28 protein-coding genes and 3 pseudogenes are annotated in these 25,928 nt (G+C 69.7%); 12 read left to right on the forward strand and 19 right to left on the reverse strand.

The window, feature by feature from the left end:
* Positions 1-19: 19 nt before the first annotated feature.
* Both ACIBBH_RS17110 and ACIBBH_RS17115 read right to left on the reverse strand, forming a co-directional pair.
* The gene (locus tag ACIBBH_RS17110; RefSeq protein WP_399405291.1) at positions 20-559 is read right to left on the reverse strand and encodes a hypothetical protein; all 540 of its coding nucleotides are present in this window, start codon (positions 557-559) and stop codon (positions 20-22) included.
* Between the two features lie 725 nt (positions 560-1,284).
* Positions 1,285-2,220, reverse strand: a complete 936-nt coding sequence (locus tag ACIBBH_RS17115) for a LysR family transcriptional regulator (RefSeq protein WP_399405293.1) — start codon at positions 2,218-2,220, stop codon at positions 1,285-1,287.
* Positions 2,221-2,354: 134 nt separating this feature from the next.
* Between ACIBBH_RS17115 and ACIBBH_RS17120 the strand changes: the two genes are divergently transcribed.
* Positions 2,355-3,623, forward strand: coding sequence for an MFS transporter (locus ACIBBH_RS17120; RefSeq protein ID WP_399405295.1), 1,269 nt, complete (start codon positions 2,355-2,357; stop codon positions 3,621-3,623).
* Positions 3,624-3,922: 299 nt separating this feature from the next.
* Here ACIBBH_RS17120 and ACIBBH_RS17125 read toward each other — a convergent pair whose 3' ends face one another.
* Together ACIBBH_RS17125 and ACIBBH_RS17130 are read right to left on the reverse strand one after the other, a co-directional pair.
* Positions 3,923-4,321: a VOC family protein gene (locus ACIBBH_RS17125; protein WP_399405297.1), complete on the reverse strand. Its 399-nt coding sequence runs from the start codon at positions 4,319-4,321 to the stop codon at positions 3,923-3,925.
* A 50-nt stretch (positions 4,322-4,371) separates the two neighbouring features.
* The gene (locus tag ACIBBH_RS17130; protein WP_399405299.1) at positions 4,372-4,500 is read right to left on the reverse strand and encodes a hypothetical protein; all 129 of its coding nucleotides are present in this window, start codon (positions 4,498-4,500) and stop codon (positions 4,372-4,374) included.
* A 695-nt stretch (positions 4,501-5,195) separates the two neighbouring features.
* Between ACIBBH_RS17130 and ACIBBH_RS17135 the strand changes: the two are divergent.
* From ACIBBH_RS17135 to ACIBBH_RS17150, 4 genes and pseudogenes are all read left to right on the forward strand, one after another.
* Positions 5,196-5,428 (forward strand): annotated as a pseudogene (locus ACIBBH_RS17135) (IS5/IS1182 family transposase); the annotation flags it as partial.
* A gap of 1,281 nt (positions 5,429-6,709) precedes the next feature.
* Positions 6,710-6,973, forward strand: coding sequence for a hypothetical protein (locus ACIBBH_RS17140; protein ID WP_399405301.1), 264 nt, complete (start codon positions 6,710-6,712; stop codon positions 6,971-6,973).
* A 297-nt stretch (positions 6,974-7,270) separates the two neighbouring features.
* Complete coding sequence (locus ACIBBH_RS17145; protein WP_399405303.1) at positions 7,271-7,465, forward strand: antitoxin; 195 nt, start codon at positions 7,271-7,273, stop codon at positions 7,463-7,465.
* A gap of 786 nt (positions 7,466-8,251) precedes the next feature.
* On the forward strand, positions 8,252-8,767 hold the full coding sequence (locus ACIBBH_RS17150; protein WP_399405305.1) for a hypothetical protein: 516 nt from the start codon (positions 8,252-8,254) through the stop codon (positions 8,765-8,767).
* A gap of 687 nt (positions 8,768-9,454) precedes the next feature.
* On the opposite strand, the gene ACIBBH_RS17155 is transcribed toward ACIBBH_RS17150, so the two are convergent.
* On the reverse strand, positions 9,455-9,625 hold the full coding sequence (locus tag ACIBBH_RS17155; RefSeq protein ID WP_399405307.1) for a hydrophobic protein: 171 nt from the start codon (positions 9,623-9,625) through the stop codon (positions 9,455-9,457).
* Between the two features lie 659 nt (positions 9,626-10,284).
* On the opposite strand from ACIBBH_RS17155, the gene ACIBBH_RS17160 reads away from it, so the two are divergent.
* Positions 10,285-10,647, forward strand: coding sequence for a hypothetical protein (locus ACIBBH_RS17160; RefSeq protein WP_399405309.1), 363 nt, complete (start codon positions 10,285-10,287; stop codon positions 10,645-10,647).
* Between the two features lie 68 nt (positions 10,648-10,715).
* Here ACIBBH_RS17160 and ACIBBH_RS17165 read toward each other — a convergent pair whose 3' ends face one another.
* The 6 genes and pseudogenes from ACIBBH_RS17165 to ACIBBH_RS17190 all read right to left on the reverse strand — a co-directional run bounded on the left by ACIBBH_RS17165 (position 10,716) and on the right by ACIBBH_RS17190 (position 14,358).
* Positions 10,716-10,859: an ATP-dependent DNA ligase gene (locus tag ACIBBH_RS17165; protein WP_399405311.1), complete on the reverse strand. Its 144-nt coding sequence runs from the start codon at positions 10,857-10,859 to the stop codon at positions 10,716-10,718.
* 135 nt (positions 10,860-10,994) lie between these two features.
* A pseudogene (locus tag ACIBBH_RS17170) lies at positions 10,995-11,357 on the reverse strand (ArsR/SmtB family transcription factor).
* A gap of 63 nt (positions 11,358-11,420) precedes the next feature.
* Positions 11,421-12,395, reverse strand: a complete 975-nt coding sequence (locus ACIBBH_RS17175) for an NAD(P)-dependent alcohol dehydrogenase (RefSeq protein WP_399405313.1) — start codon at positions 12,393-12,395, stop codon at positions 11,421-11,423.
* The gene (locus tag ACIBBH_RS17180; protein ID WP_399405315.1) at positions 12,392-12,652 is read right to left on the reverse strand and encodes a helix-turn-helix transcriptional regulator; all 261 of its coding nucleotides are present in this window, start codon (positions 12,650-12,652) and stop codon (positions 12,392-12,394) included. The genes ACIBBH_RS17175 and ACIBBH_RS17180 overlap by 4 nt, the downstream gene beginning before the upstream one ends.
* Positions 12,646-13,074 carry a hypothetical protein gene (locus ACIBBH_RS17185; protein ID WP_399405317.1) on the reverse strand — a complete coding sequence of 143 codons (429 nt, stop codon included), beginning with the start codon at positions 13,072-13,074 and terminating at the stop codon, positions 12,646-12,648. Before ACIBBH_RS17185 ends, ACIBBH_RS17180 begins: the two co-directional genes overlap by 7 nt.
* 465 nt (positions 13,075-13,539) lie before the next feature.
* A complete protein-coding gene (locus ACIBBH_RS17190; RefSeq protein WP_399405319.1) occupies positions 13,540-14,358 on the reverse strand; it encodes a dienelactone hydrolase family protein in 819 nt (272 codons plus the stop codon).
* Positions 14,359-14,453: 95 nt separating this feature from the next.
* On the opposite strand from ACIBBH_RS17190, the gene ACIBBH_RS17195 reads away from it, so the two are divergent.
* On the forward strand, positions 14,454-15,536 hold the full coding sequence (locus ACIBBH_RS17195) for a GlxA family transcriptional regulator (RefSeq protein WP_399405321.1): 1,083 nt from the start codon (positions 14,454-14,456) through the stop codon (positions 15,534-15,536).
* Between the two features lie 74 nt (positions 15,537-15,610).
* On the opposite strand, the gene ACIBBH_RS17200 is transcribed toward ACIBBH_RS17195, so the two are convergent.
* Both ACIBBH_RS17200 and ACIBBH_RS17205 read right to left on the reverse strand, forming a co-directional pair.
* Entirely contained in the window at positions 15,611-17,002 is a 1,392-nt protein-coding gene (locus tag ACIBBH_RS17200) for an amidohydrolase family protein (protein ID WP_399405323.1), read from the reverse strand.
* A gap of 168 nt (positions 17,003-17,170) precedes the next feature.
* Positions 17,171-17,686 carry an Atu4866 domain-containing protein gene (locus ACIBBH_RS17205; RefSeq protein WP_399405325.1) on the reverse strand — a complete coding sequence of 172 codons (516 nt, stop codon included), beginning with the start codon at positions 17,684-17,686 and terminating at the stop codon, positions 17,171-17,173.
* A 98-nt stretch (positions 17,687-17,784) separates the two neighbouring features.
* Between ACIBBH_RS17205 and ACIBBH_RS17210 the strand changes: the two genes are divergently transcribed.
* Positions 17,785-18,069 carry an Atu4866 domain-containing protein gene (locus tag ACIBBH_RS17210; protein WP_399405326.1) on the forward strand — a complete coding sequence of 95 codons (285 nt, stop codon included), beginning with the start codon at positions 17,785-17,787 and terminating at the stop codon, positions 18,067-18,069.
* A 231-nt stretch (positions 18,070-18,300) separates the two neighbouring features.
* On the opposite strand, the gene ACIBBH_RS17215 is transcribed toward ACIBBH_RS17210, so the two are convergent.
* The 3 genes and pseudogenes from ACIBBH_RS17215 to ACIBBH_RS17225 all read right to left on the reverse strand — a co-directional run.
* Positions 18,301-19,176 carry a helix-turn-helix transcriptional regulator gene (locus tag ACIBBH_RS17215; protein ID WP_399405328.1) on the reverse strand — a complete coding sequence of 292 codons (876 nt, stop codon included), beginning with the start codon at positions 19,174-19,176 and terminating at the stop codon, positions 18,301-18,303.
* Between the two features lie 239 nt (positions 19,177-19,415).
* On the reverse strand, positions 19,416-20,291 hold the full coding sequence (locus tag ACIBBH_RS17220; RefSeq protein ID WP_399405330.1) for a helix-turn-helix transcriptional regulator: 876 nt from the start codon (positions 20,289-20,291) through the stop codon (positions 19,416-19,418).
* 99 nt (positions 20,292-20,390) lie between these two features.
* Positions 20,391-20,941, reverse strand: a pseudogene (locus ACIBBH_RS17225) (alcohol dehydrogenase catalytic domain-containing protein); the annotation flags it as partial.
* A gap of 451 nt (positions 20,942-21,392) precedes the next feature.
* Here ACIBBH_RS17225 and ACIBBH_RS17230 point away from each other — a divergent pair.
* On the forward strand, positions 21,393-22,106 hold the full coding sequence (locus ACIBBH_RS17230; protein WP_399405332.1) for an SDR family NAD(P)-dependent oxidoreductase: 714 nt from the start codon (positions 21,393-21,395) through the stop codon (positions 22,104-22,106).
* A 93-nt stretch (positions 22,107-22,199) separates the two neighbouring features.
* Here ACIBBH_RS17230 and ACIBBH_RS17235 read toward each other — a convergent pair whose 3' ends face one another.
* Positions 22,200-22,325 (reverse strand): hypothetical protein, encoded by a 126-nt coding sequence (locus tag ACIBBH_RS17235; protein ID WP_399405334.1) that lies wholly within the window; start codon positions 22,323-22,325, stop codon positions 22,200-22,202.
* 238 nt (positions 22,326-22,563) lie between these two features.
* Between ACIBBH_RS17235 and ACIBBH_RS17240 the strand changes: the two genes are divergently transcribed.
* Together ACIBBH_RS17240 and ACIBBH_RS17245 are read left to right on the forward strand one after the other, a co-directional pair.
* Entirely contained in the window at positions 22,564-23,379 is an 816-nt protein-coding gene (locus ACIBBH_RS17240; protein WP_399405336.1) for an SAM-dependent methyltransferase, read from the forward strand.
* 484 nt (positions 23,380-23,863) lie between these two features.
* Positions 23,864-24,640, forward strand: coding sequence for a hypothetical protein (locus ACIBBH_RS17245; RefSeq protein WP_399405338.1), 777 nt, complete (start codon positions 23,864-23,866; stop codon positions 24,638-24,640).
* Here ACIBBH_RS17245 and ACIBBH_RS17250 read toward each other — a convergent pair.
* Positions 24,598-24,906, reverse strand: coding sequence for a M23 family metallopeptidase (locus ACIBBH_RS17250; RefSeq protein ID WP_399405339.1), 309 nt, complete (start codon positions 24,904-24,906; stop codon positions 24,598-24,600). The genes ACIBBH_RS17245 and ACIBBH_RS17250 overlap by 43 nt on opposite strands.
* 308 nt (positions 24,907-25,214) lie before the next feature.
* On the opposite strand from ACIBBH_RS17250, the gene ACIBBH_RS17255 reads away from it, so the two are divergent.
* Entirely contained in the window at positions 25,215-25,667 is a 453-nt protein-coding gene (locus ACIBBH_RS17255; RefSeq protein WP_399405341.1) for a hypothetical protein, read from the forward strand.
* On the opposite strand, the gene ACIBBH_RS17260 is transcribed toward ACIBBH_RS17255, so the two are convergent.
* On the reverse strand, positions 25,623-25,871 hold the full coding sequence (locus tag ACIBBH_RS17260) for a hypothetical protein (RefSeq protein WP_399405343.1): 249 nt from the start codon (positions 25,869-25,871) through the stop codon (positions 25,623-25,625). The genes ACIBBH_RS17255 and ACIBBH_RS17260 overlap by 45 nt on opposite strands.
* Positions 25,872-25,928 lie beyond the last annotated feature (57 nt).

A 25,928-nucleotide genomic window follows, 5' to 3' on the forward strand; every position in this document is an offset into this window, starting at 1 on the left:
GACCGCGCCCGCCGAGGCCTCATCCCGGACCGGCCGCAGATGACACTCGTGGCCGCGCCACTCCGGCTCGGTCAGCCAGTCCGAGATCCCGGTGGTACGGGGCGACGACATCCGTGAGGAACGACTCCGGGCTGTGCATGCGCAGCAGGACCCGAGGTCGGTCGCTTTGCAAGATCCTGCTCCGCACGGCGGTCACCGGCACATGCGGGCCCGTGGGTATCTGGTCGTCCGAGCGCCCCGAGACGCTCTGGAGCAGCGTGCTCTTCCCCACCCTGGCCTTGCCGCTCACGCCGATGTTGATCGTGGGTCGCGCGAAGCGGCAGCGCGCCGCGCGCAGGTCCTCCAGCATCGCCGCCACCTCGCTCCGCAACCCGGCGAGGACGGCGGCCTCTTCCGCCGCGGCTCCTTCGGCCCGGCCTGTCGGAGCCTCGAGCGACTTCGCGATTCTGGCGAGGCCGGCCTCGGCCTCGGACCACGCGCCGATCTCGGTGTCGACCTCGGCGAGCCGACCGTGCCGCGTGGCCACGAGCGCTTCGATGCGATCGGAAATCTCCCCCACTGACTGCCCCCCTTGTTGACCCCCGTGCCATGTGGCGCGCGGACGGGCGGCGCATCCCGCCGTCATGGCCGCCTGCGCTCCGAGCCACGTATCGCTGGATGCGACCGGCGCGCGTCAATCCCCCCAGCGGCTGAGACGTCCCCCCTCAAGCAGTGTGGCTGACCTGCGCCGAAGCGCCGGTTTCGGCCACTTGTGTCGCCTCATTCTGCAATGGCCGGAGGGCCGAAGGCCCTTGGTCGCACGATCGTCCACAGGCGGCTGGGAGCACGTTGGGAAAATTGCGCTCCCTCCGAGCGCCCCCGAGCGCCGCCGGTCGGCGGGTGTGAGACCAGCCAGTGGTGACTTTGGTGGGACGGCGGCCGGCCCCGCTTCGCGGCTTCGTCCCGCAGCGCGGCCAGACCGGACCGCCCTGGCTGGGGGACAGGTCGCTAGCGCGGACCGGCTGGTGAAACGGCAGGCCAGTGGGTTTCCGGGCGGCGGAGCCGGTCGTGGAACTCCTTCTTGGATCAAGTCCTCAAACGCGTGGGGAAGTTCAGTGAGGGCCGGAACCGGGGTGAGCGTTCCTCATCTGGGTTTCCAGAGCTCAATCGGCAGTTCACAGCCTTGATCCCCGTCAAGGCGTACGAGGCACACGGAGAGGGAGAGCCGGAGTGTGCCGATGGCCACGCCTGCCCCCGAGTCACCGTCCGTCGGTCCGGCGACGATGACCGATGACGCGGCGGCGTTCAGCGCGGAATCACCCAGCTCGGCGCCCAGGTCCCGGCGGCGCCGTGGCCGGCCGCTGTTGCGGCGAGGTGGGCGCGGAGGGTGGCCAGCGCCGGGTGGGGGTTGTCGCGGTGCCAGAGGAGCGAGTGCGGGTAGACGGGCGTCGGGTCGGTCACCGGAATGCGGCGCAGGCCGTGGCCGGCGGGCCAGACGAGGCGGGTGTGCTCGCCCATGAAGGTGGCCAGGGCCGGGGTGTCGGCGATGGTGTCGAGGAGCGCGTCGGAGCCGAAGTTGGGGCCGGTCGCCTCGATGGTGAGCCGGAACTCGGCGACGAGGTCGTCGTAGTAGGCGGCCCACTCGGTACCGGGGACGATGCCGGGCATCCAGATCCGGTGCCCGGCGAGCTGAGCGACGGTCACCGACCGGGCGCCCGCCAGCGCGTGGGCGGGGCCGGTGAGGAGCTGGAGCGGCTCGTCGAGCACCCGGACTGACTCGATGTCCTCGGGAAGGGGCCGGCCGGGCACGGCGACGGCGCGGAAGGACGCGTCGATCGCACTGGACCGAATGGCGGCGACGGCCGTCTCGATGTCGAACAGCCACACCACGTCGAGGTCGATCTCGGGGTGCGCGCGGTGGAAGCCGCGCATCAGGCCCGACGCCGCGCTGCGCGAGGCGATCACATCGACGCGCAGCGGACGGCGGCCGGTACGCACGGACGTGACCGCGCGCTCGGCGACGCGCAGCAGCTCGCGCGCGTGGGGCAGGAACGCCTGCCCGTCGATGGTGAGCTCGGCGCCGCGCGCGGTGCGGGTGAACAGCCGCACGCCGAGGCTGCGCTCCAGCGCGGCGATGCGCTTGGAGACAGCCTGCTGGGTGACCGCCAGCTCGGCGGCGGCCTCCTGGAACTGCCCCGCGTCGGCGGCGGCGACGAAGGTCCGGACGGTGTCGAGGTCCATGCCGGCACCCTATGGGTACAACCGTTGGTTGTGGCCGGGCGGCCCTGCGGTTGTTTGATCCCGGCGTGTGGTGCTCGCTTTGATGTTTCCGATCGCGGATCGGTTGTGCGGGTGAGGGGCGAGGGACGGCGGGCATGAGAAGCGGGCACCGGCTGGGACATCTGCGCGGACATCGGCTGGGGCGGCGGTTCGGGTGGCTCTGGGGAGCGTACGGGACCAGCGCGCTCGGCACGTGGCTCGCCTTCGGCGCGTTCCCGCTGATCGCCATCCGGGTGCTGCACGCCGGACCGGCCGAGGTCGCCGCGCTCTCCTCCGTGGGGGTTGCGGTGGGCGCGGCCGTGGCGGTGCCGCTCGGCCCGTGGGTGGAGTTCCGCCGCAAGCGGACGGTGCTGATCGCGATGGACCTGGTGCGGTTCGCGGCGCTGCTGACGATCCCCGCCGCGTTCGCGCTCGACGCGCTCACGTTCCTTCAGCTCCTGCTGGTCTCGGTCGTCGTCGCGGCGGCCGACATCACCTTCCGCGCCGCCTCCGGTGCGTACCTGAAGACGCTGCTGCCGGCCGAGGACCTGCTCGTCGCCAACGCCCGGTTCGAGTCCACGGCCTGGACGACCACGATCATCGGACCGCCGCTGGGCGGCGCCGCGATCGGGCTCCTCGGTCCGGTGGCGACGGTGGTGGCCGACGCGGTCAGCTACCTGCTCTCGGCCCTGGGTATCCGCGCGACGGCCGGCCACGAGCCGCTGCCCGAGCGCCGGGAGGCCGCGCGCATGCGGGCCGGGGAGCTGCTCGACGGTTGGCGGTACATCCTCGCCGACGCGACGCTGCGTCCGCTCTTCTTCAACACCGCGTTGTTCAACGGCCTGGTGATGGCCGCCCAGCCGCTGCTGGCCGTCCTGATGCTCGGCCGACTCGGGTTCACACCGTGGCAGTACGGCCTCGCCTTCGCCGCGCCCTCGATCGGCGGGCTGCTCGGTTCGCGGCTGGCCCGGCCGCTCGTCACCCGGTTCGGGCAGCACCAGGTCCTGGTCGTGGTCGGGGCGCTGCGCGCGCTCTGGCCCGTCGGCCTGGCCTTCCTCGGGCCGGGCACCGGAGGGCTGCTGCTGGTGATGGGCGTCGAGCTCGGGCTCATCTTCTGCTGCGGGGTCTTCAACCCCGTCTACGCCACCTACCGCCTCGAGCGCACCGCGACCGACCGGGTCGCCCGTACGCTGTCCGCCTGGGCGGTGACGACCAAGGCCTCGACCGCGCTCCTGACGGCCGTCTGGGGCGTGCTGGGCGGCCTGCTCGGCCCGCGTACGGCCATCGGCCTGGCCGGCGTGCTCCTGCTGGCGACCCCGCTGCTGCTTCCCCGCCGCGCGGCAGCGCATCTCTCCGACCCGGAGCCGGTACCGAGCCGCACCTGACGGGCCGCCACGGCCGTCACCGCGAGGGGGCTGCGCCACCCTTGTTCGGAGCGGCGGTTCACACCTCCGCATACAGCTCGGAGATGACCGCGAAGGCCTCCGCCGCGGCCGGTGGAAGCCGCGGCGCGGCATGACCGCCGATGGAGGGTCGCCGCGGGCGGGCACACCACGCCGCCGTCCCCGTCCGTCCGGTCCGCCTGACCGACTCCCAACGGGACGACGCCCCGGCCGTCCGACCCGGCCCGTCCGCTCGCTGACCGACGCCCTTTTCCGGACCGGACGGGCCCCGGCGGCCGCAGCTACTCGGTGCCGGGCCGCTCCGTCCGTACGAACAGGCAGAGAGGGTGGCCCGCCGGGTCGGACAGGACGCGCACATCCGGCTGGGGTTGGAAGTCCGCCACCGTCGCGCCCAGGGCAACGGCGTGCTCGGCGGCCGACGTCAGGTCGTTCACCTCGATGTCCAGATGCATCATCATCTGCTGCCCGGACGGGACGGCAGGCCAGTGCGGTCGAGTGAAGAGCGGCTCGTTCTGGAACGACAGCCCGGCACAGCCGTCGGCCGGCCCGATCTCGACCCACCCCGGCTCCTCCTTCCTCACCGGCCACCCGAGCAAGCCCTGATAAAACCGCGCCAGCTCAAGGGCGTTCGGTGCGTCGAGAGTGGTCGCGCACAGCGTGAAACGTGGTTCGGACGTCATGCACCGCTGCTGCCCACTCTTGCGGCCGTGAGGCCCGTCGATTCCCTACGTCAGTCGCGGTCTGCCGAGGGCCGTGTACCGACCGTCCTATTCGAGGCGGCGGTGATGCAGCCGATGGCGATCCATCGGCCGAAGGAGAGCAGCTCACCGAGCAGCAGCCCGGCGAGTCCCGCCGCCACGGGCTCCAGGCTCTGCACCACTCCCACGACGCGTGACGGGCAGCCGCCGCAGCGCTGTGAGTTCCCAGGGAGTAGGGCAGCGCGGCGGACAGCACGGCCACGACCAGTCCCGTGAGCAGGGCAACCGGATGGGCCGTCCTGGCACCGCTGTCCGTCAGTCCGAAGGACAGTGTCAGGAGCGCCGCCAGAGACTGCCGAGGCCCGCGGTTCACCCCCGGCCATACGGGACCCGGTCCGCTGACTGAGGATGTGACAGGTGCCCATCGACGCGGTGGACAGCATGGCGAAGACCAGGCCGGTCAAGGAGGGTGGCGGGGCCGTTCCCGGGGAGAGGAACAGGATGATTCCCACCGCCGCCAGGGCGCACCAGGCCACGTCGACGACGCGGCGGGATCCCACCGGCGCCGACCTCGGGCTGGGGCGTGCCCATGGCGCCTTGCCTCCTACTCACCCGGGTTCGTCCTCCGAGCGGCTGGGGCCGGTCCGACGGCAGGCCGCTCCTGCCGCGGTCGGCCCCCGTGCGGCTAACCGCCGAGGCCGCTTTCGCTCCCGGTGGGTTGAGGGGATCGTGGTGGTCCAGGACGTACGGGGTCCGGGCCCGATGCGGTGGACCTCCTTGGTCTCCTCGTAAGGCGGGGAGAACTTGGTGGGCCGGCCGAAAACGACTGGCGATGGCGGCCCTTCGGAAGACCGCTCCCGGCACCAGGGGATTCGCCCCGCTGCCGAGGCGCTGGACCGTGGAGCGGACATACGGGAGGGGCTGATGTTCCACCGCCGCCTCACGCGCGACTGCGAAACCCTGCCCGCCCGCTCCGAAGCCGTGATCCACCTTGCCATGACCGACCTGATGGCCCGCCGCCTCACCGGCGAAGCCATCATCTCCCGGCGCGACCCAACGCCCCGGAAGCAAACACCAATTCCGGGATAAAAACTCCGGGAGAAGACAACATCTAAGAGGTCGTTTTCATCGATGAAGTCTGTTTGATCCCAACACGCCCCAGCGTCAAGAGGTCCCCCTGAGGCGCTGGTGCACCCACATGACCGGTGAGGTTCGACGGGAGCCCGAATTGACACTCTCATCCCCTGAAGCCCGTTTCGATCCAAAGGGTGTTCGTATCGGCGATTCCTCTCGCCGCGTCGCTTAGCAACCCGATACCCAAGAGGCGTGAGCATCTCCTTGTGGCCACTGAAGCGATGCAAATCAGGTGAAAACGACCTCTAAGAGAGCTTCATCACCGCGAGGTTTTCAACGCGACCGGGGTGCGGCAGAGCGAGTTCGGGGGAGCAGGCTGTGTGGAGGCCGGGTGCGACGTGGTACGAGCATGTGGCATACGCACACACGTCAAGTGGCCTGTCCTGACCGCGCTGTGCGCAGCCGCTGTCCTGGGCCTGGCGGGGCGGCGACCGGTACGGAGTACAACTTCGTGGGCTGGGCGATGGCCGTGGTGTTCCGCGGTGCACGTCGTCACCGGGACCCTCGCCGCGGAGCGCCAGGCGCTGCACGACCGCGGCCTCGAAGTGACGGCTCCTGTGCAAGAGGAGCACGTGCACCGGTTCTCCGGCAGCGGAGGGGGCGAGGCCGCCCCGCGTACACCTACGACCTGGCCGTTCCAACAGGAATCTCCCGCACCGTCCTCTGGACGCCGGGACCAGTCGGCTGACGGTCGGGGAGCGTGTGCTGGTAACGATCGATCCGAGGCCCGAGCGCCCTCGCGCCTGGGCCACCCTCCCGGCGTCGCCAGATCCCGGCAGGAGCACGTCGTCGAGCGGATTGGGCGGGCCGGGGCGTTCCGGCCGCACTGTGCCGATGTCCTCCTCGTCGAGGGTGACACCACTTGCGCCTGTTGGGTGAAGCATTCCAGTCGGCTGGGCGCGGCACAAACGCGTATGGATCACATATGCATAAAATCGAAAACGCTCGGACGGGGCCGCCGTAACTTGAATTGTCAGGCGCCCAGGAACGCAAGCATCGCGGCTCACCGAGTCTGAACTGCTGAAGTCCGGTCGGTTTCATGCGTGAGCGTATCGGGGAGCAGCAAGGCATCAATCCCCCTGAGGGAACCGGTCGGGCCCGGGTGTTTACGTCCGTGAATCAGATGATGTCGACTGCACCACTCTCAAGGGCGGCGGCAACCGCCCGTGGTGCTTCTGGTTGGAGCCGCAACCCGGCGGCCTCGGTCGCCGGCCTCTACCCTCAGGGAGGCCCCCCATGTCGAAGTCCTCTTCCGCTGCCTGCGTCGAAACCGACGTCACCGGCCCGCGGCGGCTGGGCGGCTCTGAGGCAGTGGTGATCGTGATCATCATCTGCCTGAGCTCCGTTCTGGCAACGGTCGCCGGGATGAGGGTACCCGACGTACTGCAACTGCTGGCGGGGGCCGGCGCAGTCGCCGCCCTGGTGGTCGGGCTGGTGACCGGAGCACCGCTGCGGGGCCTGCGCCGGACGCTGGGTGCACTGCTCACTCCGCCGGTCTGAGAAACCCGGTCGCACGAAGCAGCAGGCCAAGACCTCTGCCGCGACAATCCGTTGTGGAAGCATCCAGCGTCTGCGGGGTTAATGGGGTTTTCGGCCTCGGGTGACGGTGATGTCGCTGGTGGGTGTGTCCCGACGGGGCGGTCCGACCGCGAAGCAGCGGGCTCAGCGGGAGCAAGTGCGCGGTGTCCACCGAGCCGCTTTGGCGGTTGCGCCGCCTGTGAGAGATCGGGGGTGATGGACTGGGCCTGGAGGGTACCTGAGCCGGGTACGACGCACGGGCTATCGCGGGAGGCACCCATGGGCAAGCTGGGAGATATGGCGAACAAGGCCAAGGAGATGGCGAAGGGCCACCCGGACCAGACCGACAAGGGTGTTGCGGGCGCCGAGCGGGTGGTCGATGAGCGTACGGGCAACAAGTACGACGCCCAGACCGACAAGGCCGCCGACGCGGTGCGCCGTTCCTACGGAAGCAGCGGCACGACGGAGCGCTGACCCTCACGCCAGAGCCACTGGCCCCCGGCGCCACGCGCCGGGGGCCAGTGGTGCCGAGAGCAGGTTCTCTCATGCCGGGCGAGGGCATGGCAGAGGGTGGGCTGGAGCACGCCTGTGTTCGAGTGCCGCCGACGGGGTTCCTCTTCGTCCCGGGCCACCCAGACGTGCTGGCCTGCTGGTTCGGCGTGGACCGCGCCACCATTGCCCGGGCCATCGGGCGAGGTGCGGCCCCTGCTCGCGAGCGGGGGTGCATCGTCGGCCCGACGTGTGACTGCGAACCCTGGCCGAGGTCGTTGACCATATTCTCATGGGTAACGGGGCAGTGACGCTCTTGCCGTCCGGGGCGCAGAAAGAATCATGAGTGTCGTGGAACTGAACCCCCGGGCCGGCGAGCGAGGCCTGGATACCAGCCGTCCGGCTTCTCAGGACCGTTGTTCGTTGCCGCTGGCCGACGGCCGTGGCCGACGGCGCGGCCGTCCGCTGTGGTTGGAAACCGGAGGCGGTGCCGGGACGGCCCGCCGCGCGCAAGGGCGTGGCTGAGTGTTCCGCGTTTCCCTACGTTCCTGGTTGGTCCTCGCCGTGCCCGTCGTGGGCCTGTTGGTACTGACGTATTCCTCTGCAACGTCCGAGTGGCGCGCATCCGCGGAACGGCAGGCTCCTGCCGAGCCGTTGCAGGACAGTCCGCTCCCCGGTGGTGGCACGGCCCAACTCTCGAAGTGCGGGGTGGACGATTGGCCGCGGCCGGTACCACGGGGGAAAGACGAGCGGAGCAAGGACCCGCAGCTGGTGCTCACCAGCTGGGACGCCTATGATCCGGGGCCGAAATTGCCGGGCAAACCCCGTTTCACCGCCCACGCGGCCATCCGAACAGGCGACCGACCCCTGGTGCTCGACGCACCGCTGGCCAAAGGCCGGGTCACGCTCGATCTCTACGGCCCGCACGGTGAGGGCGGCCGCGCCTCCGCCCGCGGGCTCACCGCGACCGTCGTGGACAGCGGTTACATGGGCAAGCCTGTCAAGATCCCGGCGTCCGGCAGCTTCCGCGTCGATCCTGGCAAGGAGTTGCTCCTGGATGTGGATCTGCCTGCCGGGGCCGTGTGTCCTGGCCACAACCTGCTCGACATCATCAAGTGTTCGCCCGAGGACACCAACGACTCCGCGGACTGCCCGGTGCTGACTCTCACCCTCGCCGACCCTGCGATCCGTGCGTACCGCGCCGAGACGACAGGTGGCAGCGCCGCCGGCTCCTTGAGTGACCGGCTTGTCGCGGTTTCCCTGGAACCGGACACCTCCCAGGTATGAGCAGCCCAAAAGGGTGGCTGCTCCTGGATTGTCATCAGCCCCTGACCATGACCGTGGGAGTTCACCCAAGGCGTGTGATCTCGACCAGCCGGGTCACAACTGGTGGCAAACAGACGCTCCTGGCGACAAGTAGTGCGCCGATCGGTGACAGCCACCGCGTCTCGTTGATGAGAGATCAGCAGGCCGGGTGACATATCAGTGACACGTATCGAGCTTCGGCGCACCAGCTCTGATCCGGAAGTACCCGGCAGATGGATCTTGCTCGGCAGGCCGCCGGGTCCGGCCGCAAGGCCAGGCCGCCACGAGATATCGGTACGGACCTTGTAGACCCTCCCGTTGATGACTGCTTGTCCATGGATACGGCGGCCGGGCCAAAGCAGGGGCTGTTCCATTCACCAGCGGCCTCAGTCGGTGTACGCCCCGCAACCAAGCGGCGACAAGCGGAGCTGCAGGAGACGCTCGGATCGTGTCGCCGGGCCGTGCGTGGTGCGAGGTGTCAGGGCGTGGCTGGGGTCCGGTGGTTGGAGGCGCAGGTTCCGCTGCTTCACCGGGCCCCAGCTATGTGGCCTGGTGCCCGGGAAGATGGCGGTTACACCTTTTGCCCGAGGGGATGTCCTGATGCGGGACACGCCTGTGGGCCCCGGGTGTTCCCGGAGCCCACAGGCTGGCTGACGGCCGCTTGCTGGGTTACCAGCGATACCAGCGGCCCTTGCGGCCGCCCGTGTCCGCGGTGCGCACCACGAAGCCCAGCAGCCATACGGCCAGCACGATCACGGCGACCCACCACAGCGCCTTCAGCGCGAAACCCGCGCCGAAGAGGATCAGAGCCAGCAGCAGAACGAGAAGCAGGGGAACCATAGTTATCGACCTCCGTTACTCCTCGTGCCCGGCGAACGGAAGAACACACGGCCGGTTTACCTGGTTTCTTCACCGCACCTACGGGCACTGGATCCGGTTCCTCCACCGGCATTCACCTCACCGCCGGCGCCGGCCCCTGGGTGACCACCGGCGTCAACCGGCCGCTGGCGGTGAACTCGCCCCCACTCAGCGCACCGCCGACCACGCACTCGCCCGGGCCCAAGCACCCGTCGAACGCGCGATGGTACAGCCGAAGAACCGGCGGACCTTCCACAGGTCCCCCGTCAGCCCGAACCGGATGATGTCAATCACCAGGCCATCCTCACCCGGGAGAGGCAACGCGGAAATCGTAGTGGGCGGACGAGCGCCTCAGTTGGCGCGTTCGTTCGGCGGAGGCCAGCCGGTGCCAGCGTCGACGCTCCGTGACGAGGGTGGCGGCGGCCAGCAGGGTCACGGGGCCATCCGCCCACGCAGGCCAGGCCAGCCACGGGGGAGTCACGGATGAAAGATCCATTCGATAACCTGATCAAGAGCACCCGGGTGAAGCCGGAAGGTGCCGGCTGAGGACCAAGCGGCCGGCGAGCGGGCGACGGAGGCGGGGCCCGCATGAAGCCGCTCTCTCGTAGGGTGGCTTGCCGAGCCTGACAGGGAGATCCATCATGACCAGCAGTTCTCGGCAGACAGCTGTGTCGGCAGTCGAGTCACGCAATACGCCCGCCCGGGTCAGCATCTGGTCGGCGGCCATGGGCGTCGGTCTGATCGTGGCCATCTTCGCGACACCGATGCTCTGGCTGATGTACGGCAGCTACTACACCTTCGCGATGTTCGTGTCCGGGGTTGTTGCTGTCCCGGCCGGGCATCTTGGCCGTCGCCGTGGCAAGCGCCTGGGCGGCCGCGACCGCGGTCTGGCCCTGCTCGGCATCGTGACCGGCTGGCTGCTGATCTTCTGTAGCTTGCTGCTTGTGTTGGTCTACGCGGGGGCGGTGGTTGGACTCGGATTCCTGGTCGACTCCGCAAGCTGAGCCACGGCTGCGGCGAGCTGTGCGGATCGCGCCCGTGAACTGTGCGCTTGGAATCCGGAAACACGTTGTCAGTGCGGCGGCGGCGTCGGGCGGGGGACGTCGGTGGTGGAGAGGCCCGGGCGGGCACGGTGCAGGCGTGCCGGGTGGTGCCACTGGCCGGAAGCATCGCGGGCGACGCCGACGCCGACTTCCACCACCAGCTCGGGTACCACCAGCGTGACGTTCAGCGTCTCGCTGCTGCCCCACCCGGTTCTCGCGGATCGCGGCGGCGAGGTCGAGCGCGGTGCCCACCACCTGGTCAGGCCGCGCAGCCGAACACCGTCGGAGGCATCGGCGCGCGCGTCACGTCAGCTCTCCGGCGTCCAGGCCGCCATCAGGTCGAGCAGGCCGGGGAAGCGGGTTCGAGGTCGTCGACGCGGACGTGGCTGCGGCGTTCCAGGCCGTACTGGTGCTGACGGATGATTCCGGCCTCGCGCAGCGCCTTGAAGTGGTGCGTCAGCGAGGACTTGGGGCGGTCGAGGCCGAACCAGCCGCAGGGGTGGTCGAACTTCTCCGGCTCCAGCAGGAGTTTGCGCACGATGCACAGGAGCAGCGGATCACTCAGCCCCCAGCACCCTCTCCAGGCGCAGCTCCTCCACCGCCGGTTCGGGCAGGCCGGCAGGTTCCGGCAGCACCCTGATGGCCGGCACCGCACGCAGCGTCGAAGGCATACGCGACTCTCCCGCTGAGCAGGCCGGCCGACAGTCACACATCACGACTTCTGCCTGGGCCGGTCAGACCCTGACGGCTATTTTCCCGCGTGCGTGGCCACTCCTCAGGTAGCCGACGGCCTCAGGAACGTCGGCCAGCGGGTAGGTCCGGTCGATGACCGGGGTCATCGCGCCCGCCTCGATGAGCTCCGCGAGGAGCCGCAGGTCGTCGTGGCTCTGCGTGGAGAAAAGGCCGCGGAGGCGCTGGCCGGTGAACGGAGACAGCAGCAGCGCCCGCAGCAGCCGGCCCGTGCCGCCGAACCACCTCCCGCCGTCCTCACCGCCGACGATGACCAGCGTCCCGCGGGGGCTGAGCGCGCGGCGGAGCCGGGTCAGCGGGCGGTTGCCGGCGATGTCGAGGATGAGGTCGTAGCGATGAGTGCCGTCGGTGGGGTCCTCGCGCGTGTAGTCGATCACCTTGTCGGCACCGAGGGAACGGACCAGATCCGCCCTGACGCCGCTGCAGACGCCGGTGACGTGGGCGGCCCCGAGGGCCTTGGCCAGTTGCACCGCGAAGGTGCCCACGCCGCCCCCGGCACCGATGACGAGGACACTCTGCCCGGACCGCAGTCGCCCGACATCGCGCAGTGCCTGGAGGGCGGCGCACCCGGAAACCGGGACGACGGCCGCCTGCTCGAAGCCGGCGTTGCCGGGCTTGCGGGCGAGACTGTCCTGCTTGGCGCAGGCGTACTCGGCGAACGACCCGTTGCAGGTGCCGTACACCTCGTCGTCCGGCTGGAAGCGGGTGACGTCCGGGCCGACGGCCTTCACACGTCCTGCGACATCCATGCCCCGGACGCACGTCCTGGGCGTCCGCAGCCCGAAGCCCATGGCGCGAATCAGGTACGGCCGGCCCGTGGTGAGGTGCCAGACGCCCGGGTCGACGGAGGCCGACTGGACCTGTATGAGCACCTCGCCGCTACCGGGCTCCGGCTGTGCGATCTCTTCGAGACGCAGGACCTCGGGCGGTCCGTAGGCCTCGTGGACGATGGCCTTCACTTGGTCTCTCCCTCAACTTCGCCAGTTTCATCGGCTTCGTCGGTTCCGGGGTACTGGAACACTTCGTCGAGCGGGACAGCGAACACACGGGCGATCTGGAAGGCCATCTCCAGGGTGGGCGAGTAGCGGCCCTGCTCGATGGCGATGACGGTCTGGCGGGTCACGCCGATGCGGCGGGCGAGTTCGGCCTGGGTCATCTCGCCGTGGGCGAAGCGCAGCGCCCGGATCGCATTGGTGACCCTCGTCGGCCTCACCACGGGTGGAAGCCCAGCCGGTAGGCGACGATCTTCGCCGTGGACGCCAGAATCGCCGACAGGGCGAACGCCAGGTAGATCGCGTTTGCGATCCAGAAATGATCGGCGCGGACCATCGCGAGGACGAGTCCGGCCACGCCGCCGATCACGACGAACGACTGCCCGATGTACGCGCCGAAGCGGTGGATCTCCCGGTCGCGCTGGTCCTTGGTGTCGGCGCCCTCGGGAGACAGGATCGCCACGATGATGTTCAGCGCGATCTGCGTGACGATCGCCGTGCCCACCGTCCACAGCAGCGCGGACGCATAAGGCGTGTGGACCAGGGGCTCGCTTCCCACCTGCCCGAGGACGACGGCCAGGTACGCCGCGTACGACGCGATCGTGACCAGGACCATGATCCAGGCACGTTTCTCTTCAAATGCCACGGCCGCTCCCGATGTAAAGAAATCTTGACATGGAGTGTCAAGCAGTCACGACATGATGTCAAGTTTTCTGTACACCCCCGTTCGGGGTGGCGCGGGCGTCGTGCTCCTGGTGGGTGCGGCCCGGCGGAGGCCGGGTGGTGAGGCCCGGGGACCGCTGGTCAACGTACTGCGATGATCATGTGCCCGGCAGCGCCCGTGCCGCGGGTGAACCGGACCGGCGGGCGCGCTCAGCCGCGGACCGTCAGCCGTGCGGCGCCGGTGCGGGAGAAGACCACGTCGGCCGTCTCGGCAGGGACATCGGTGCAGCGCACGGGTGACTACGGCCGGCGCACGGCCTGCGGGCTGGGATTGCGGACGACCACGCCTCGCCGTGTTGAGGAGTGGGGTTTGCAGGCGTCTTGTCCGGTCAGCCCGGGCCAGGGGCCCGGCGGGGGAGAAGGAAGCCTCATGGAAGAGACTCGCGCGTCACCCTCTGAGCCGCTCCGTGAGGAAGGCGATGATCTCATCACGGGCACGCGCCGTCGGGTGACCCTGCTCGTCCACGAGATGTGCCGTGACGACGCTGTGGGCGCACCCGACGACGTCGCGGAAGAAGGGCGGAGGGTTCGTGTTCGCCACGCCGGCGGGAAGCACGCGGCCGTCGAAGGCGTCGCCGAGTAGCGCCTGGTAGGCGGCGAACCGCCGGCCCGTGCACCACCTGTCGTTGTCGAAGCGGTAGCCGAGTACCTTCAATCCGTCCCGCTCGATGCGTTCGGACAGGGCAACTGCGTCATCGTCTCCGATCTCCAGACCGCCGGGGTCGTCGAGCGGCAGCGAGGGATGATTGACGACCGGGGCGATGACGGCCGGTTCGAGTGCCATGGTCAGCGCGAAGTTGCCGGTGAAGCACAGTCCGACCGCGCCGATGCCCGGCCCACCGCACTCCCTGTGCGCGATACGCGAGAGGCCGCGCAGCCACGCCACGACCGGGCTGGTGCCGCCCCCGGCGAACGCGCGGAACTCGGCGCTGACGCATGCGCGCCGGGCGACGGCCTCGCCTGCCTCGGTGGTTGGGTAGGCGCCGTCGACGCCGAAGAGAGAGGGCAGGTACACGGAGAAGCCTGCATCGCGTACCCAGCGTGCCAACCGGGCGACGTCGGGGCTGATGCCCGGCATCTCGGGCATCAGGATGACGCCGGGTCCTGTCCCGGCGACGTACACGGTCTTGCTGACGTCATCGACGCTGACGACTCTCCGGGAGAAGTCGTCCAAGGGGTCGTCGCGCCGCGTTCGCATCGTTGTCATGATCGAGAGTGTGGTGGGACACTGCCCCCACGAGAAGCGGCGATATCGCCACGTGGTGCGGCGATATCGCCACCCCGCGTGGAGCCGGAGGAACCGTGAAACCGCTGCGCCTGGGTGTGCTGGCGTATCCCGGCTGCTTCGCCTCAGAGGTGTTCGGGATCCCCGACCTGCTGGCCATGGCCGATCACATCGCGGCGGCGCAAGGGTCGGATCGACCGCCGTACGAGGTGTCCGTCGTCTCGCCCCGGCGGCGGGTGGTCGCGTCCGGCGGCTCGGCCATCGAGGTCTCGGCGTTGCGTCCCGTCGACGTCCTGATCGTGCCGGGTTTCGAGCTTTCGCCCAGGCTCGATCTCGACGCGACGCTCGCGAACCTGAACCCCGAAGTGGCGTCGATTCGGTCGCAGGCCGCCACCGGCATCGCCGTCGTGTCGATCTGTGTCGGCGCCTTCCTGGTCGCTGAGGCCGGCCTGCTCGACGGGCGCGAGGCGACGACGTCCTGGCTGTTCGCGGATCAGTTCGCCCGTCGATACACCAACGTGAAGGTGCGCCCCGAGCACCTGGTGGTAACCGATCGCGGTGTGACGACGACCGCCGCCTTCAGCGCCATGTACGATTTCGCCCTCCAGTTGATCCGTGAGCACGACGGCCCCCGCGTCGCCCGCAGCACCGCACGCATCGCGCTCGTCGACGACGCCCGATCCACCCAGGCTCCCTACGTCGACCTGGAGCTGATGCCCGCCGTCGGCCGTGAGTTCTCACTTGGTGTGAAGCGGTGGCTCGACCAGAATCTCAGCGCTCGCTACGACCTGTCCGTCCTCGCCGAAGCGTTTCACGTGAGCACGCGAACCATGCTCCGTCGCTTCGGTGAGGAGGCCGGTCAGACCCCGCTCGCGTACGTGCAATCCGCTCGCGTCCGTCGGGCTCGTCATCTCTTGGAGACGACAGACAGGACCGTCGTGCGCATCGCCGCCGACCTCGGGTACACGGACCCGAGCACCTTCAGCGCCATCTTCGCCCGGCACACGGGCCAGCGGCCGCGGGACTACCGAGCCACGTTCCGTCGGCCTGTTCGCGAAGCGGGCCGCAACGCCGCGCAGGGCCCTGATCTCCCAGAGCCCGGGCGCACCTCGTTCAGGTCCTCCAGCTCCCAGTCCTCCGGTGCGGCCAACCCCTCCTGATTACCGCGAGCACGGTGGTTGCGTGAGCAGCTCCAGCTGCACGTGCTTGAGGCGGGCCGCGGGAGGGGGGATGCTCACGCAGCCGGGGTGTTCAGCACGTACGCGCGCGAGGCGTGCACCTCGCCGCGCAGGGCGGCCAGGTTGACGTCGAGGACCTGTCCGTCCCACTTGCGGGGCTCGCCGTTGATGAAGACAGCGCTGATGTTGCGGGCGTCGGAGCCCAGCACGATCGTGCCGATCGGGTCGTTGAGCGGCATGTTGTTGAGGTCCTCGGCCTGGATGACCAGGAGGTCGGCCTTCTTGCCCGGGGTGAGTGAGCCGGTGACACCGGCCAGGCCGTTGGTGTGGGCGCCCTGGAGGGTGGCGAAGTCGAGGACGTCGTGGGTGGTGATGCGGGAGGGCTGCTGGTCGGTGCCGTAGGTGGCGTTGACCGCGCGCATCCGCTGGATGGCGTGCAGGGCCCGCATCTGCGTGAACATGTCGCTGGCCAGGGCGACTTCGACGTCGATGCTCAGTCCGGGGCGGATGCCGACGGACAGGGCCTCGTCGACGGCGGGGACCCCGGTCTCCAGGCCGATCTGGGCGTCGGAGGTGGGGGCGAGTGCCACGGTGGTGCCGGTCTCCCTCATCGCCTTCCATGCCTCCGAGGTCAGTCCGGTGGAGTGGATGAGGGTCACGTCGGGGCTGAGGATGCCGTCCTCGGCCCAGCGCAGGATCGCCTGGGAGGAGGACGTGCCGAAGACGGCGTCCACGCTCACTCCGATGCCCAAATCCCTTGCCAGGCGCGCCAGTCCAGGACCGTAGGCGAGCGCCGGTCCGGCGATCTCGTCGGTGGCCAGGGTCGCCAGCCGCAGCGTCAGCAGCTGGTCGTCGCTGCTGAAGTACCGGTCCTTGACGCGGGTCAGATCGCCGGGCCACTGCCGGTCCCACTCGCCGAAGTGCGGGCCCATGGAGGCGTGCACGCCTCGGATGCCGGTGTCGCGCAGAGCCTCGATGGCGGCGTCGGTGTGCTCGCGGGTGCGGGAGTTGTGGGAGAAGTCGAGCATGGTCGTGATGCCGCTGTCGATCGCGGTCAGGGCGGCCAGCCTGGTGCCGATGTACATGTCCTGGGGCCGGTAGACCGTGGCGTAGCCGGCCAGGGTGCTCATGACGTAGCCGCCGAGGTCGTCGACGTCCGGCATGATCCGGCGCAGCTGGGCCTCCCAGGCGTGCCGGTGGGTGTCGACGAAGCCGGGGGTGAGGATCGTGCCGGTGGCGTCGACTACCACGGCGTCGCCCGCGTTGAGGTCGGGCCCGACGGCGGTGATCGTGTCGCCCTCGACGAGGAGGCCGCCGCGGTCGATGACGCCGAGGGCGGGGTCCATGGTGACGGTGGTCGCGCCGGTGAACAGGACGCGCCGCCGGTCGGCGGGCCGGCGCCGGAGCTCTTCGAGGACGGCGGCGCCGGCGGTGTCGTTGACGTTCATCAGGGTCTTCTTTCCGTACGCCGGAGAGGGCGGGGAGGGTGGGGCCGCCGGGGCGACCGAAGCTGCTCGGACACCAGCCTCGGTCGCGCCCGCTACGGCAACCAGGTCGCCGTTTCCCCAGGTGTCGCGCACCCAGGATGGGGGACCGCCGGTGCGCCGAGCGGAGGGTCAGCCCAGCTTCATGATGTGGCCCGCGCGATGCAGTTCGTCGCCCTGGAACTCTCCGTAGGCCCAGAAGCCGAGGTCGTCCAGGTAGTCGATGTGGTCGCCGTCGATCCAGTACCGGCCCTGGTAGGCGTGCGGACGGCCGCCCCGGGTCTCGTCGTAGCGGCCGTCGGCGGTGAGCTCCTGGTGCAGGAAGTCCTTCAGGTCGATCCAGACGCCGACCCGCGGGCTGCCGGTGAGGTCCGGAGAGGCCGGGATGCCCGCCTCGGGGGCGGTGGCCCGGCCCGGGGCGTCGGTGCCGGCCCACAGGACGGGCCGGCCGGCCGCGACCAGTGCGCGGACCTGCTCCGGCCGGGCCACGAGCGTGGCCACCGCGCTCGGCACATCGGCGGCGTGTTCGTCGGGCACCACCAGGAAGTCGGGGGTGTTGCCCGGGGTCAGCGTCGCGACGTACTCCGAGCGGTGGCCGCGACCACCGGCCAGCGCGACGGTGTCCACGACGGCGGGGGCGATGGTCATGCCGGTGCAGTCGACGCTGGGTGCGTGGCACCCAGGAAGCCCTCACCTGGGGAGAGGGCGGCCTGGTTGCCATCGGCCGCCGGGCCGACCGTAGAGCCATGACCAGCAACGACACGCCCCGCGACCCGCACCCGTACGTCGGGATGTGGGTGACCGCGGACGGATTCATCCGCCAGGAACTGCTGCCGAACGGCCGCTACGACGAGGCCCGCGGCAACCGCCAGAGCGCCTACACCGGCCGCTACACCGTCACCGGCAACCACCTCGACTACGTCGACGACACCGGCTTCACCGCCACCGGCGACATTCGCGACGGCGTCCTCTACCACGAGCACCTGGTGCTCTACCGCGAGGGCGACGAGCGCGCCCGGCGGGGAGCCTGACCCTGACCAAGATCCACGCGCAGGTGACCGCCTCCGCCACCCGGACCAGGTGTGGGACCGCATCAGCGACTTCCACGCGACGGGCTTCCTTCGCGGGCCAGGCCCGAGCCCTTCGACGTTCCCTCCCCACGAGCAGGGGGGAGGGAACGGTGTCCTCAGCTCGCGTAGACAGTGGGGGCGAGAGTCTCCTTGGGAGCAGAGGGCCAGGCCGCACGTACGAGAGCCAGGAAGTCAGATGTCGCTGAGGGCCCGGCCCGATTCTTCCTGCTCCGTCCGTGCGGACTCCCCGCGCTCGGCCCGCGAACGGAGCTCCGCGAAGGCAGCCGCGGTGGCGCTGGCGGGCTCGGCCTGGTAGACGACGAGCTGCTGGTGCGGAGCACCGTTGACCGTGAAGGACGAGAACTGGATCTCCAGGGCGCCGACCTCAGGGTGTGCGAGGTTCTTCGCCTGCTGGGTCTTGCCCTTCACCTCGTGCCGTGCCCACAGTTCGGCGAACTCCGGGCTCTTCGCACAGAGCGTGTCGACGACTTCGCTGATCCGCGGGGATTCCGGGTCATGTCCGTAGGCCGCGCGGATTTCGGCGACGCAGGAATGCGCGGCCTTCTCCCAGTCCTGGTAGAAGCCGTGCCCGGCCGGGTCCAGGAAGACCATGCGGGCCAGGTTGTCGAACCGCTGGAATCCGCTGTGCAGGGCCGCGGCGAGCGCGTTGTGCGCCAGGACGTCCAGCGCCGGTCCCAGGACGAAGGCGGGGGTGTCGGGCCAGCTGTCGAGCAGCTGGAGGAGCTGCGGGCTGATCCGGTCGTGACCAGCGCGAACGCTGCGGCGTTCCTGCGGTGCTCGGGTGAGTCTGCGCAGGTGGTCGCGTGCCTCGTCGTCGAGGTGCAGGGCGGCGGCGACCGCGTCGATCACCTGGGGCGACGGGCTGGTCTCCCGGCCCTGTTCCAGGCGCATGTAGTAATCGGAGCTCATACCCGCGAGCATGGCGACCTCCTCGCGACGCAGCCCCGGCACCCGCCGGCGGCCATGCTCGGGCAGGCCTACGTCCCGAGGCTTGAGTGCTTCGCGCCGTGCTCTGAGGAACTCTCCCAAAGGAGTGCTGTCGCTCATGAACCCAACCTAGTCCAGGAGAGTGGCGATCGCCGGTGGACGACGGGACGCGGCGGTACGACCGCGCCCCTGCTCCAGGCTTGTGCGGTACGCGTGCAGAGGTTGACCCCGGCTCGACGATCATCCGGGTCATGGCGTCAATCTCCTTCGTGCACCCGGGTGGGCCGCCGCGATCCCAGCCTGGTACACCCAGGAAACGCCGGGCCGGTCATTGTCCTCACAGGAGCGCAAGCCCGTACTCAGCCGGTGCCGATCGCGGTGTCCTGCGCGGGCACGGGGCCGGCGCTCAGCGAGCCGAGAAGAGCCAGTGCGTCGGCGGAAGTGGTGCCCGGTTGGGCTTGGTAGACGATGAGTTGCTGGGTGGGGGCGCTGTTGATGGTGAAGGCCTCGTAGTGCAGCTCCAGGTCGCCGACCTGGGCGTGATGGAAGAGCTTGGCCTCGCGGGTCTTGCCGCGCACGTCCTGGCGGGCCCACAGGACGCGGAAGTCAGCGCTCTTCATGGACAGTTCGCCTACGAGTTCCCGCAGCCGCGGGTCCTCGGGGTCGATGCCCGCCGCCCGCCGCAAGGTGGCCACGCCCGACTCGGCGGCCCGGTCCCAGTCGCGATGGAAGTCGTGCGCGAACGGGTCCAGGAACGTCATGCGCAGCAGGTTGTCCGAGTGGGTGAAGCCCGCGTACAAGGCGTCTGCGAGCCGGTTGCGGGCCAGGACATCCAGGGCGTGGCCCAGGACGAAGGCGGGTGTCTCGCTCCAGGTTTCGAGGAGTCGCCGCAGGTGCGGGGCCACATGTTCGACGCGGGGCGCGCGCCGCGTACGGCGGGCGGCCGGGGTGGCCACGCGGTACAGGTGGGCCACCGCTTCGTCGTCCAGTTGCAGAGCCCGCGCGACGGCTTCGAGTATCTGCGGGGACGGGTGCCGTTCCCGGCCCTGTTCCAGGCGCATGTAGTAGTCGGTGCTCACCCCGGCGAGCGTGGCGACCTCTTCGCGGCGCAGACCGGGCACCCTGCGGCGACCGGAGGTAGGAAGTCCCGTGTCTTCGGGGCGCAGTCGGGCACGCCGTGCGCGGAGGAAACCTCCCAGCGCGTTCTCGGCGGCGGTGTCCTTGTCTGTGTCCATGTCTCGAGGCTAGGACTCCGCAGCGCCTTGTTGCGGGGGCGAGGGTGGGCGCGCTTCACCCAGGAAACGCGCACCCCGGACCGGACGGCATGCGCCGTCAGCGGCAAGGACGGCCATCAGGCCGACCGCGCCGTCGCCGACGACCGCCACCGTCTTACCCGGGCCGGCTTCGGCTGCGACGGCCCCGTACCAGCCGGTGCCGAGCACGTCGGACGCGGCCAGCAGCGACGGGATCAGCTCCGGGTCCGGCTGCCCCGGCGTGGTCACCAGGGTGCCGTCCGCGTGAGGGATGCGGGCCTTCTCGTCCTGGGTGCCGATCGCCTGCGCCACGAATTCCCGCTGCACGCAGCCGGACTGGTAACCGGAGCGGCAGATGTCGCAGGTGTTGTCGGAGATGACGAACGACCCGACCACGAAGTCGCCGACCTTGACCTTCTTCACCTCCGAGCCGACTTCCTCGGCCACGCCACGTACTCGTGCCCCATGGCCGTGTGATCGGCAGGCTCGACCCCGCGGTAGGGCCACAGGTCCGACCCGCAGATGCAGGTCGCGGTCAGCCGGACGATCGCGTCGGTGGCCTCGATGATCTTTGGATCCTCACGCTCCTCCACCCGGACGTCGCCGGCCGTGTACATCACTACTCCACGCATGTGTGGGTCTCCTTGTCTGGTGTGCTGACGCCTGCCTGAGCCGATTCATGTTCAGGAAGACACGGAACGCCCTCGGCTGCCCTGGTTCTCGGACCTCCCGCCGCCGAGCCCACCGTGAGGGCGTAACGAGAGTCGCGACTGCGGGTGTGCATCCCAGGCAACCGGCTTCCTCACTCGCCAGGAAGGTCGCGTCTATGGGGGGGCAGAAGCTCCGCCTCCCTTCCCGGCGGCACGCGCCTACCGTGGAAGGCATGGACCAGCGACCTACAAGGCCATGCACGAGCGACGCGCCACCAAGGTGCTCCTCACCCTCTGACCTGCCGCGTACGCCTTCCCCGTCCGTCCCGTATCCCGCGGGGCGGGCCCACCCGACGGCGTGTGCGGCGGGTGGTCGGGACGAGGTCCCCACCACCCGCAGCGCCCCGTCCCCACAGAACGAAAGGTGACGGACATGGCACTGATCCTGGTGACCGGGGCCTCCAGCGGGCTCGGGCACAACACGGCGAGCGCATTGGCCGACGACGGGCACGAGGTGGTCATCCACGTCCGCAACCCGGCCCGTATCACTGACGCAGGTGATGCCGCCCGGTGGAAGGGCGTCGTCATCGGGGACCTCGCCGACCTCGACGCAATCCACGGAGTGGCCCGGCAGGCCTCTGAGTTCGGCCGCTTCGACACCGTCATCCACAACGCCGGCGTCTTGCACTCCCCAGAAGCGGTCACCGTCAACACCATCGCGCCCTACATGCTGACGGCACTGATGAGCAAACCGGCCAGGCTCATCTACCTCAGCAGCTCCATGCACCGAACCGGCTCCACCGACCTTGGGCGGCTGGCCGCCGGCACCGCTTCCTACGACGACAGCAAACTGTGGGTCACCACCCTCGCGCTCGCACTCGCGTCCCGGTGGGAGGGAACCTCCAGCCATGCGGTCGACCCCGGGTGGGTCCCCACACGCATGGGCGGCGCCGGGGCTCCGGATGACCTGACCGCCGGGCATCAGACACAGGTGTGGCTCGCCACCCACCACGACACGATCCCGCACACCGGCGGCTACTGGTACCACCAGCAGCCGCAGCCACCGCACCCCGCAGCGCTGGACGCAGAATTCCAGGGCCACCTCATTCAGGCCCTGAAGCACCACACGGGCGTCCCGCTCGACTGATGGTGCCGCCGGCAGAATGCATCACCAACGACTCACGATGTGACCCGCCCGGTTCGCGCCGAGGACCGCCGTATTCGCCGGCTCGCTGCCCGGTCAGCTGCTCTTCGGCTCTTCATGGGCGCTGAAGTCCGGGCTGGCGCGGAGCATGGCCTTGTACAGGGCGTCGTCCTCGGGCAGGTCCGGGCAGGGGGCCCGTGCAGGGGCCTCGAAGGACACCACAGCGGAGCTCTTACCACTCCGGCCGAGACCGAGCCGACCCATGTGGACTTGGTCCGGGCTGCCTCGATTGCGCGCGGCTGTGTCGGGAGACCATCCCCGCGGGCGCGGGGAGCAGGGCGGCGCTGTCCTCCACGCCCGGGATCAGCCAGACACCCGAACTGCTAGGCGGCAGGCGGGCGTTCAGGCGTAGGTTGTGCCGTGAGTGATCCACGCCCCGGCTGAAAGACGGACACGACTCATGACCGACCCTGTGACGACGCCCGAACCAACGATGCGGCAGAAGATCGACACGTCGGTGCCGCACTCCGCCCGCATCTGGAACTACTGGCTGGGCGGCAAGGACAACTACCCCGTCGACGAAGAGGCCGGCGACGCGTACACCGCGGTCTTCCCCGGCATCGTCACAATCGCCCGCAGCAGCCGTGCCTTCCTGCATCGCACCATCGCGTATCTGGTCTCGGAGGCGGGCATCCGGCAGTTCCTGGACGTCGGCACCGGCCTGCCGACCGCCGAGAACACGCATGAGGTCGCCCAGCGGCTCGCCCCCGAGGCACGGATCGTCTACGTCGACAACGATCCGATGATCTTGGCCCACGCCCGTGCCCTGCTCTTCTCCTCACACGAGGGCGCGACCGCCTACATCGACGCCGACGTGGCGGACCCGGACCGCATCCTCGCGGCCGCCGCCGAGACGCTGGACTTCGGCCGCCCCACCGCACTCATCCTCAGCAACATCCTGGGACACGTCGCCGACTACGACCAGGCCCGGTCCATTGTCACCCGGCTGATGGACGCCCTGCCGTCGGGCAGTTACCTCTCCATCAACGACGGGTCACGCGGCATCGACCCCGTTTTCGAGCAGGCCCAGGACGCCTACAACAACAGCGGCGCTGTCCCGTACATCCTGCGCAGCATCGAGGAGATCGCCACGTTCTTCGATGGCCTGGAGCTCATCGAGCCCGGCGTCGTCTCGGTCACGCAGTGGCGTTCGGAGCCCGGTTCGCCCACGCCGGCGGTCATCGCCGAGCACGGCGGACTCGCCCGGAAGCCGTAACCGGCAAACGGTTCACCGACGGCTCCCCTGCCCCAGCGCCAGGTCCGTCATCGGGGCGCTCGGTGTCATCGCCTGGCTCTGGCCGATCGGTCAAGACGACCACGCGGTGGGCCCGCCCCGCCTCCGGCGCCCCCGACCTGCCGCCGGCGCTGGGCTGGGCCGGGTGGCTCCCTGCCTGGCAGGGGTCCTGGCGGTCGCACTGCCGCGGAGGCGGCCGCGACCGGTGTGACGCCGGCACCGTCCGACTCCGCACGTGGGGAACGGACGGCGGTCATCCCGACAACAGGGCCCCGAGCCACGGCCCGCCCCGACGGGTCGTACGTGGCCGCCGACGGGTGGTCGATCGAGTGATGCAGCGCACTGGCCGCCCCCAACGCCCCGCGCACCGCTCGGCGCCCAGCAGTCCGACCGGCGTCGAGCGGTCGCGCGGAGTGCGCTCGTGCGAGGCGCCTGCCACAACCGGTCGTCTCGGCGGAGCGGCGCGGTGACGAACCGGTACGGGCATGGCCGGCTGGGCCGCGCGGTCCGCTCGCCGGATAGTGTCGACGCCTACAAGTCGAGCGGGGAGTCGGTGTCAACGGTGGGGAGCGATGTCGTGGGCGGCGAGGCGCGGGGAACGTTCGGAGAACGGATGGCGGAGGCGCGCCGTCGTAGGCCCGGCGCTTACGCGCACCTCTTCGACGGCCGCCCCAAGGTGGTGATCAGGACCACGCAACTGCTTCCCGACCAGGCGATCCAGCTGGCCACCGCCTACGGATACCGTCACCTGGAGACGCGGGGCAGCAAGAGTGTGCGGCGCCGGGTGTTCGTGCCGGACCCGGACCCGGCGGCACGCTGGGAGGCCTTGCCGCCGGGCACGTCTTTCGAGGTGGCCGCGCAGCACCCGGCCTTCCACGGGGCGAGCGCCCGCGCCGCCCGCAACCATGCCGAGTTGATCAAAAATGAGCAGAACCTCCTCAAACTGCTTCCGGCGGCGGTGTTCATCTTCCTGGGAATGATCGGTGTGGCTGCACAGCTGATCAGCACCGGGAAGGGGGTGCTGCTCGCGCCGCTGTGCTTCGGCGTATTGCTGGATGTGGCCGTCGTGTGGCTCATGTGGTCACGGAAGCGCAAACGGCGCGAACTGCTCGCACAAGCCGGTCAGCTGATGCTCACGTACCCGCCGCACGGGTTCCGGGCCTGGATGCCCGACCCCCATGCCTCGGCGCATGCTGTCCCTCAGCCGCCGGAAGCGAGCCACGGCATCGGATCGGTGGAGTAACCACCGTAGGTCTGGAGGCGCTTGCCGCTGAGCGTGCCGTGGCCGGTGACGATGCGGTTGCCGTACGCCTTGGTCAGCGCGTCGAACACGACCCGCCCCTGCCGTGCGGCCAGGACCTGGGCCCCGCGCGGTGCGCCGAAGTCGACGCCGGTGCGGAGTCTGGTCACGCCGGTGAGGGGGTGCTTGCGGGAGCCGAAGGCGAGGCGACGGCAAGGGTGCTCACACCCGCACATGATGGACGTCCTGGTGCCCGAGGACTCCGTCATCACGACTCCCTCCGACCCCAACGGCCTCGAGGAAGCTGGAACCGCAGGATCACCAGGGTCACGATCACCCGGTCGCCGAAGACCAGTTGATGACTGGGTCCGCCGCCCTCGGCGCGCAGACGCTCATGCCCTCGGCGTTCGCCCAGCCATGATTCTTCCCGCGCCATCCACGGCCCCGCCAACTCAGCGACGGGGGCCTCGAGTCGACGCCGCGAGATGCCCGTGCAATGCACCACGCCTGTAACTGACCCTGGGGCCTGAGTATTTCTACTCAGGCCCCAGGCGGTCGATCAGGGAAGGCTGTAGGCATGAACACCTCCCGAACAGAACCACGTCCCGTCATACCGCACGTGTCCGGAGCGGCTGTCACCGGTGCGGTTCTGGCCTACGGTGCCGCGTACTTCTTCTCCTGGGTCAAGCATCACAGCGACCAGGCATGCAGGACGACAGACGGCCTCTGCTGGACCTGGTGGGACTGGGCAGCCATCCCGCTCACCTTTACGACTGCCTTGATCACCCTGATCATCGTCTACAAGCAACTGGACATCAGGCCACGGCTCGCAGTCATCCCGCCGACGATCCTGCTGGCACCGTTCCCTCTCCTCGCCGCACAAGCGATCGCCGGCTGGTGGACTGCCGCCGTCACGGGCGGAGCATGGTCATGCTCCCTCGCACTGGCCGCATGGAGCCGCTACCGGATCCTGGGGCTCACTGCTTCAGCCACGCTTCTGCTCGCCTCCCTCGTCGTTCTCTACCACTGAGCTGGATCGTGAGGGCACTGGGACCCCGCTTTCGTGCACACCTCCGTAAGTCCCTGAAGGCTCGCCGTCAGCCGCTGCCACACCTGCCGCCAGGCCGGTCGGGGGGAACAGACACCCCGCCGGCAGCAGACGCACCACCCGGGAGGGCAGATCCCTCACTCGTGCCTGCACCGTGCCGGTCAGGGCCAGAGCCTCGTCGCCCATCTCGAACGGAACGGTCCGGGTCGGCTCGCCGAGATGGCCGGGCGCGGTGCCGCGGGC

The sequence above is a fragment of the Streptomyces sp. NPDC051636 genome, from assembly GCF_044453765.1.
Classification (GTDB): domain Bacteria; phylum Actinomycetota; class Actinomycetes; order Streptomycetales; family Streptomycetaceae; genus Streptomyces.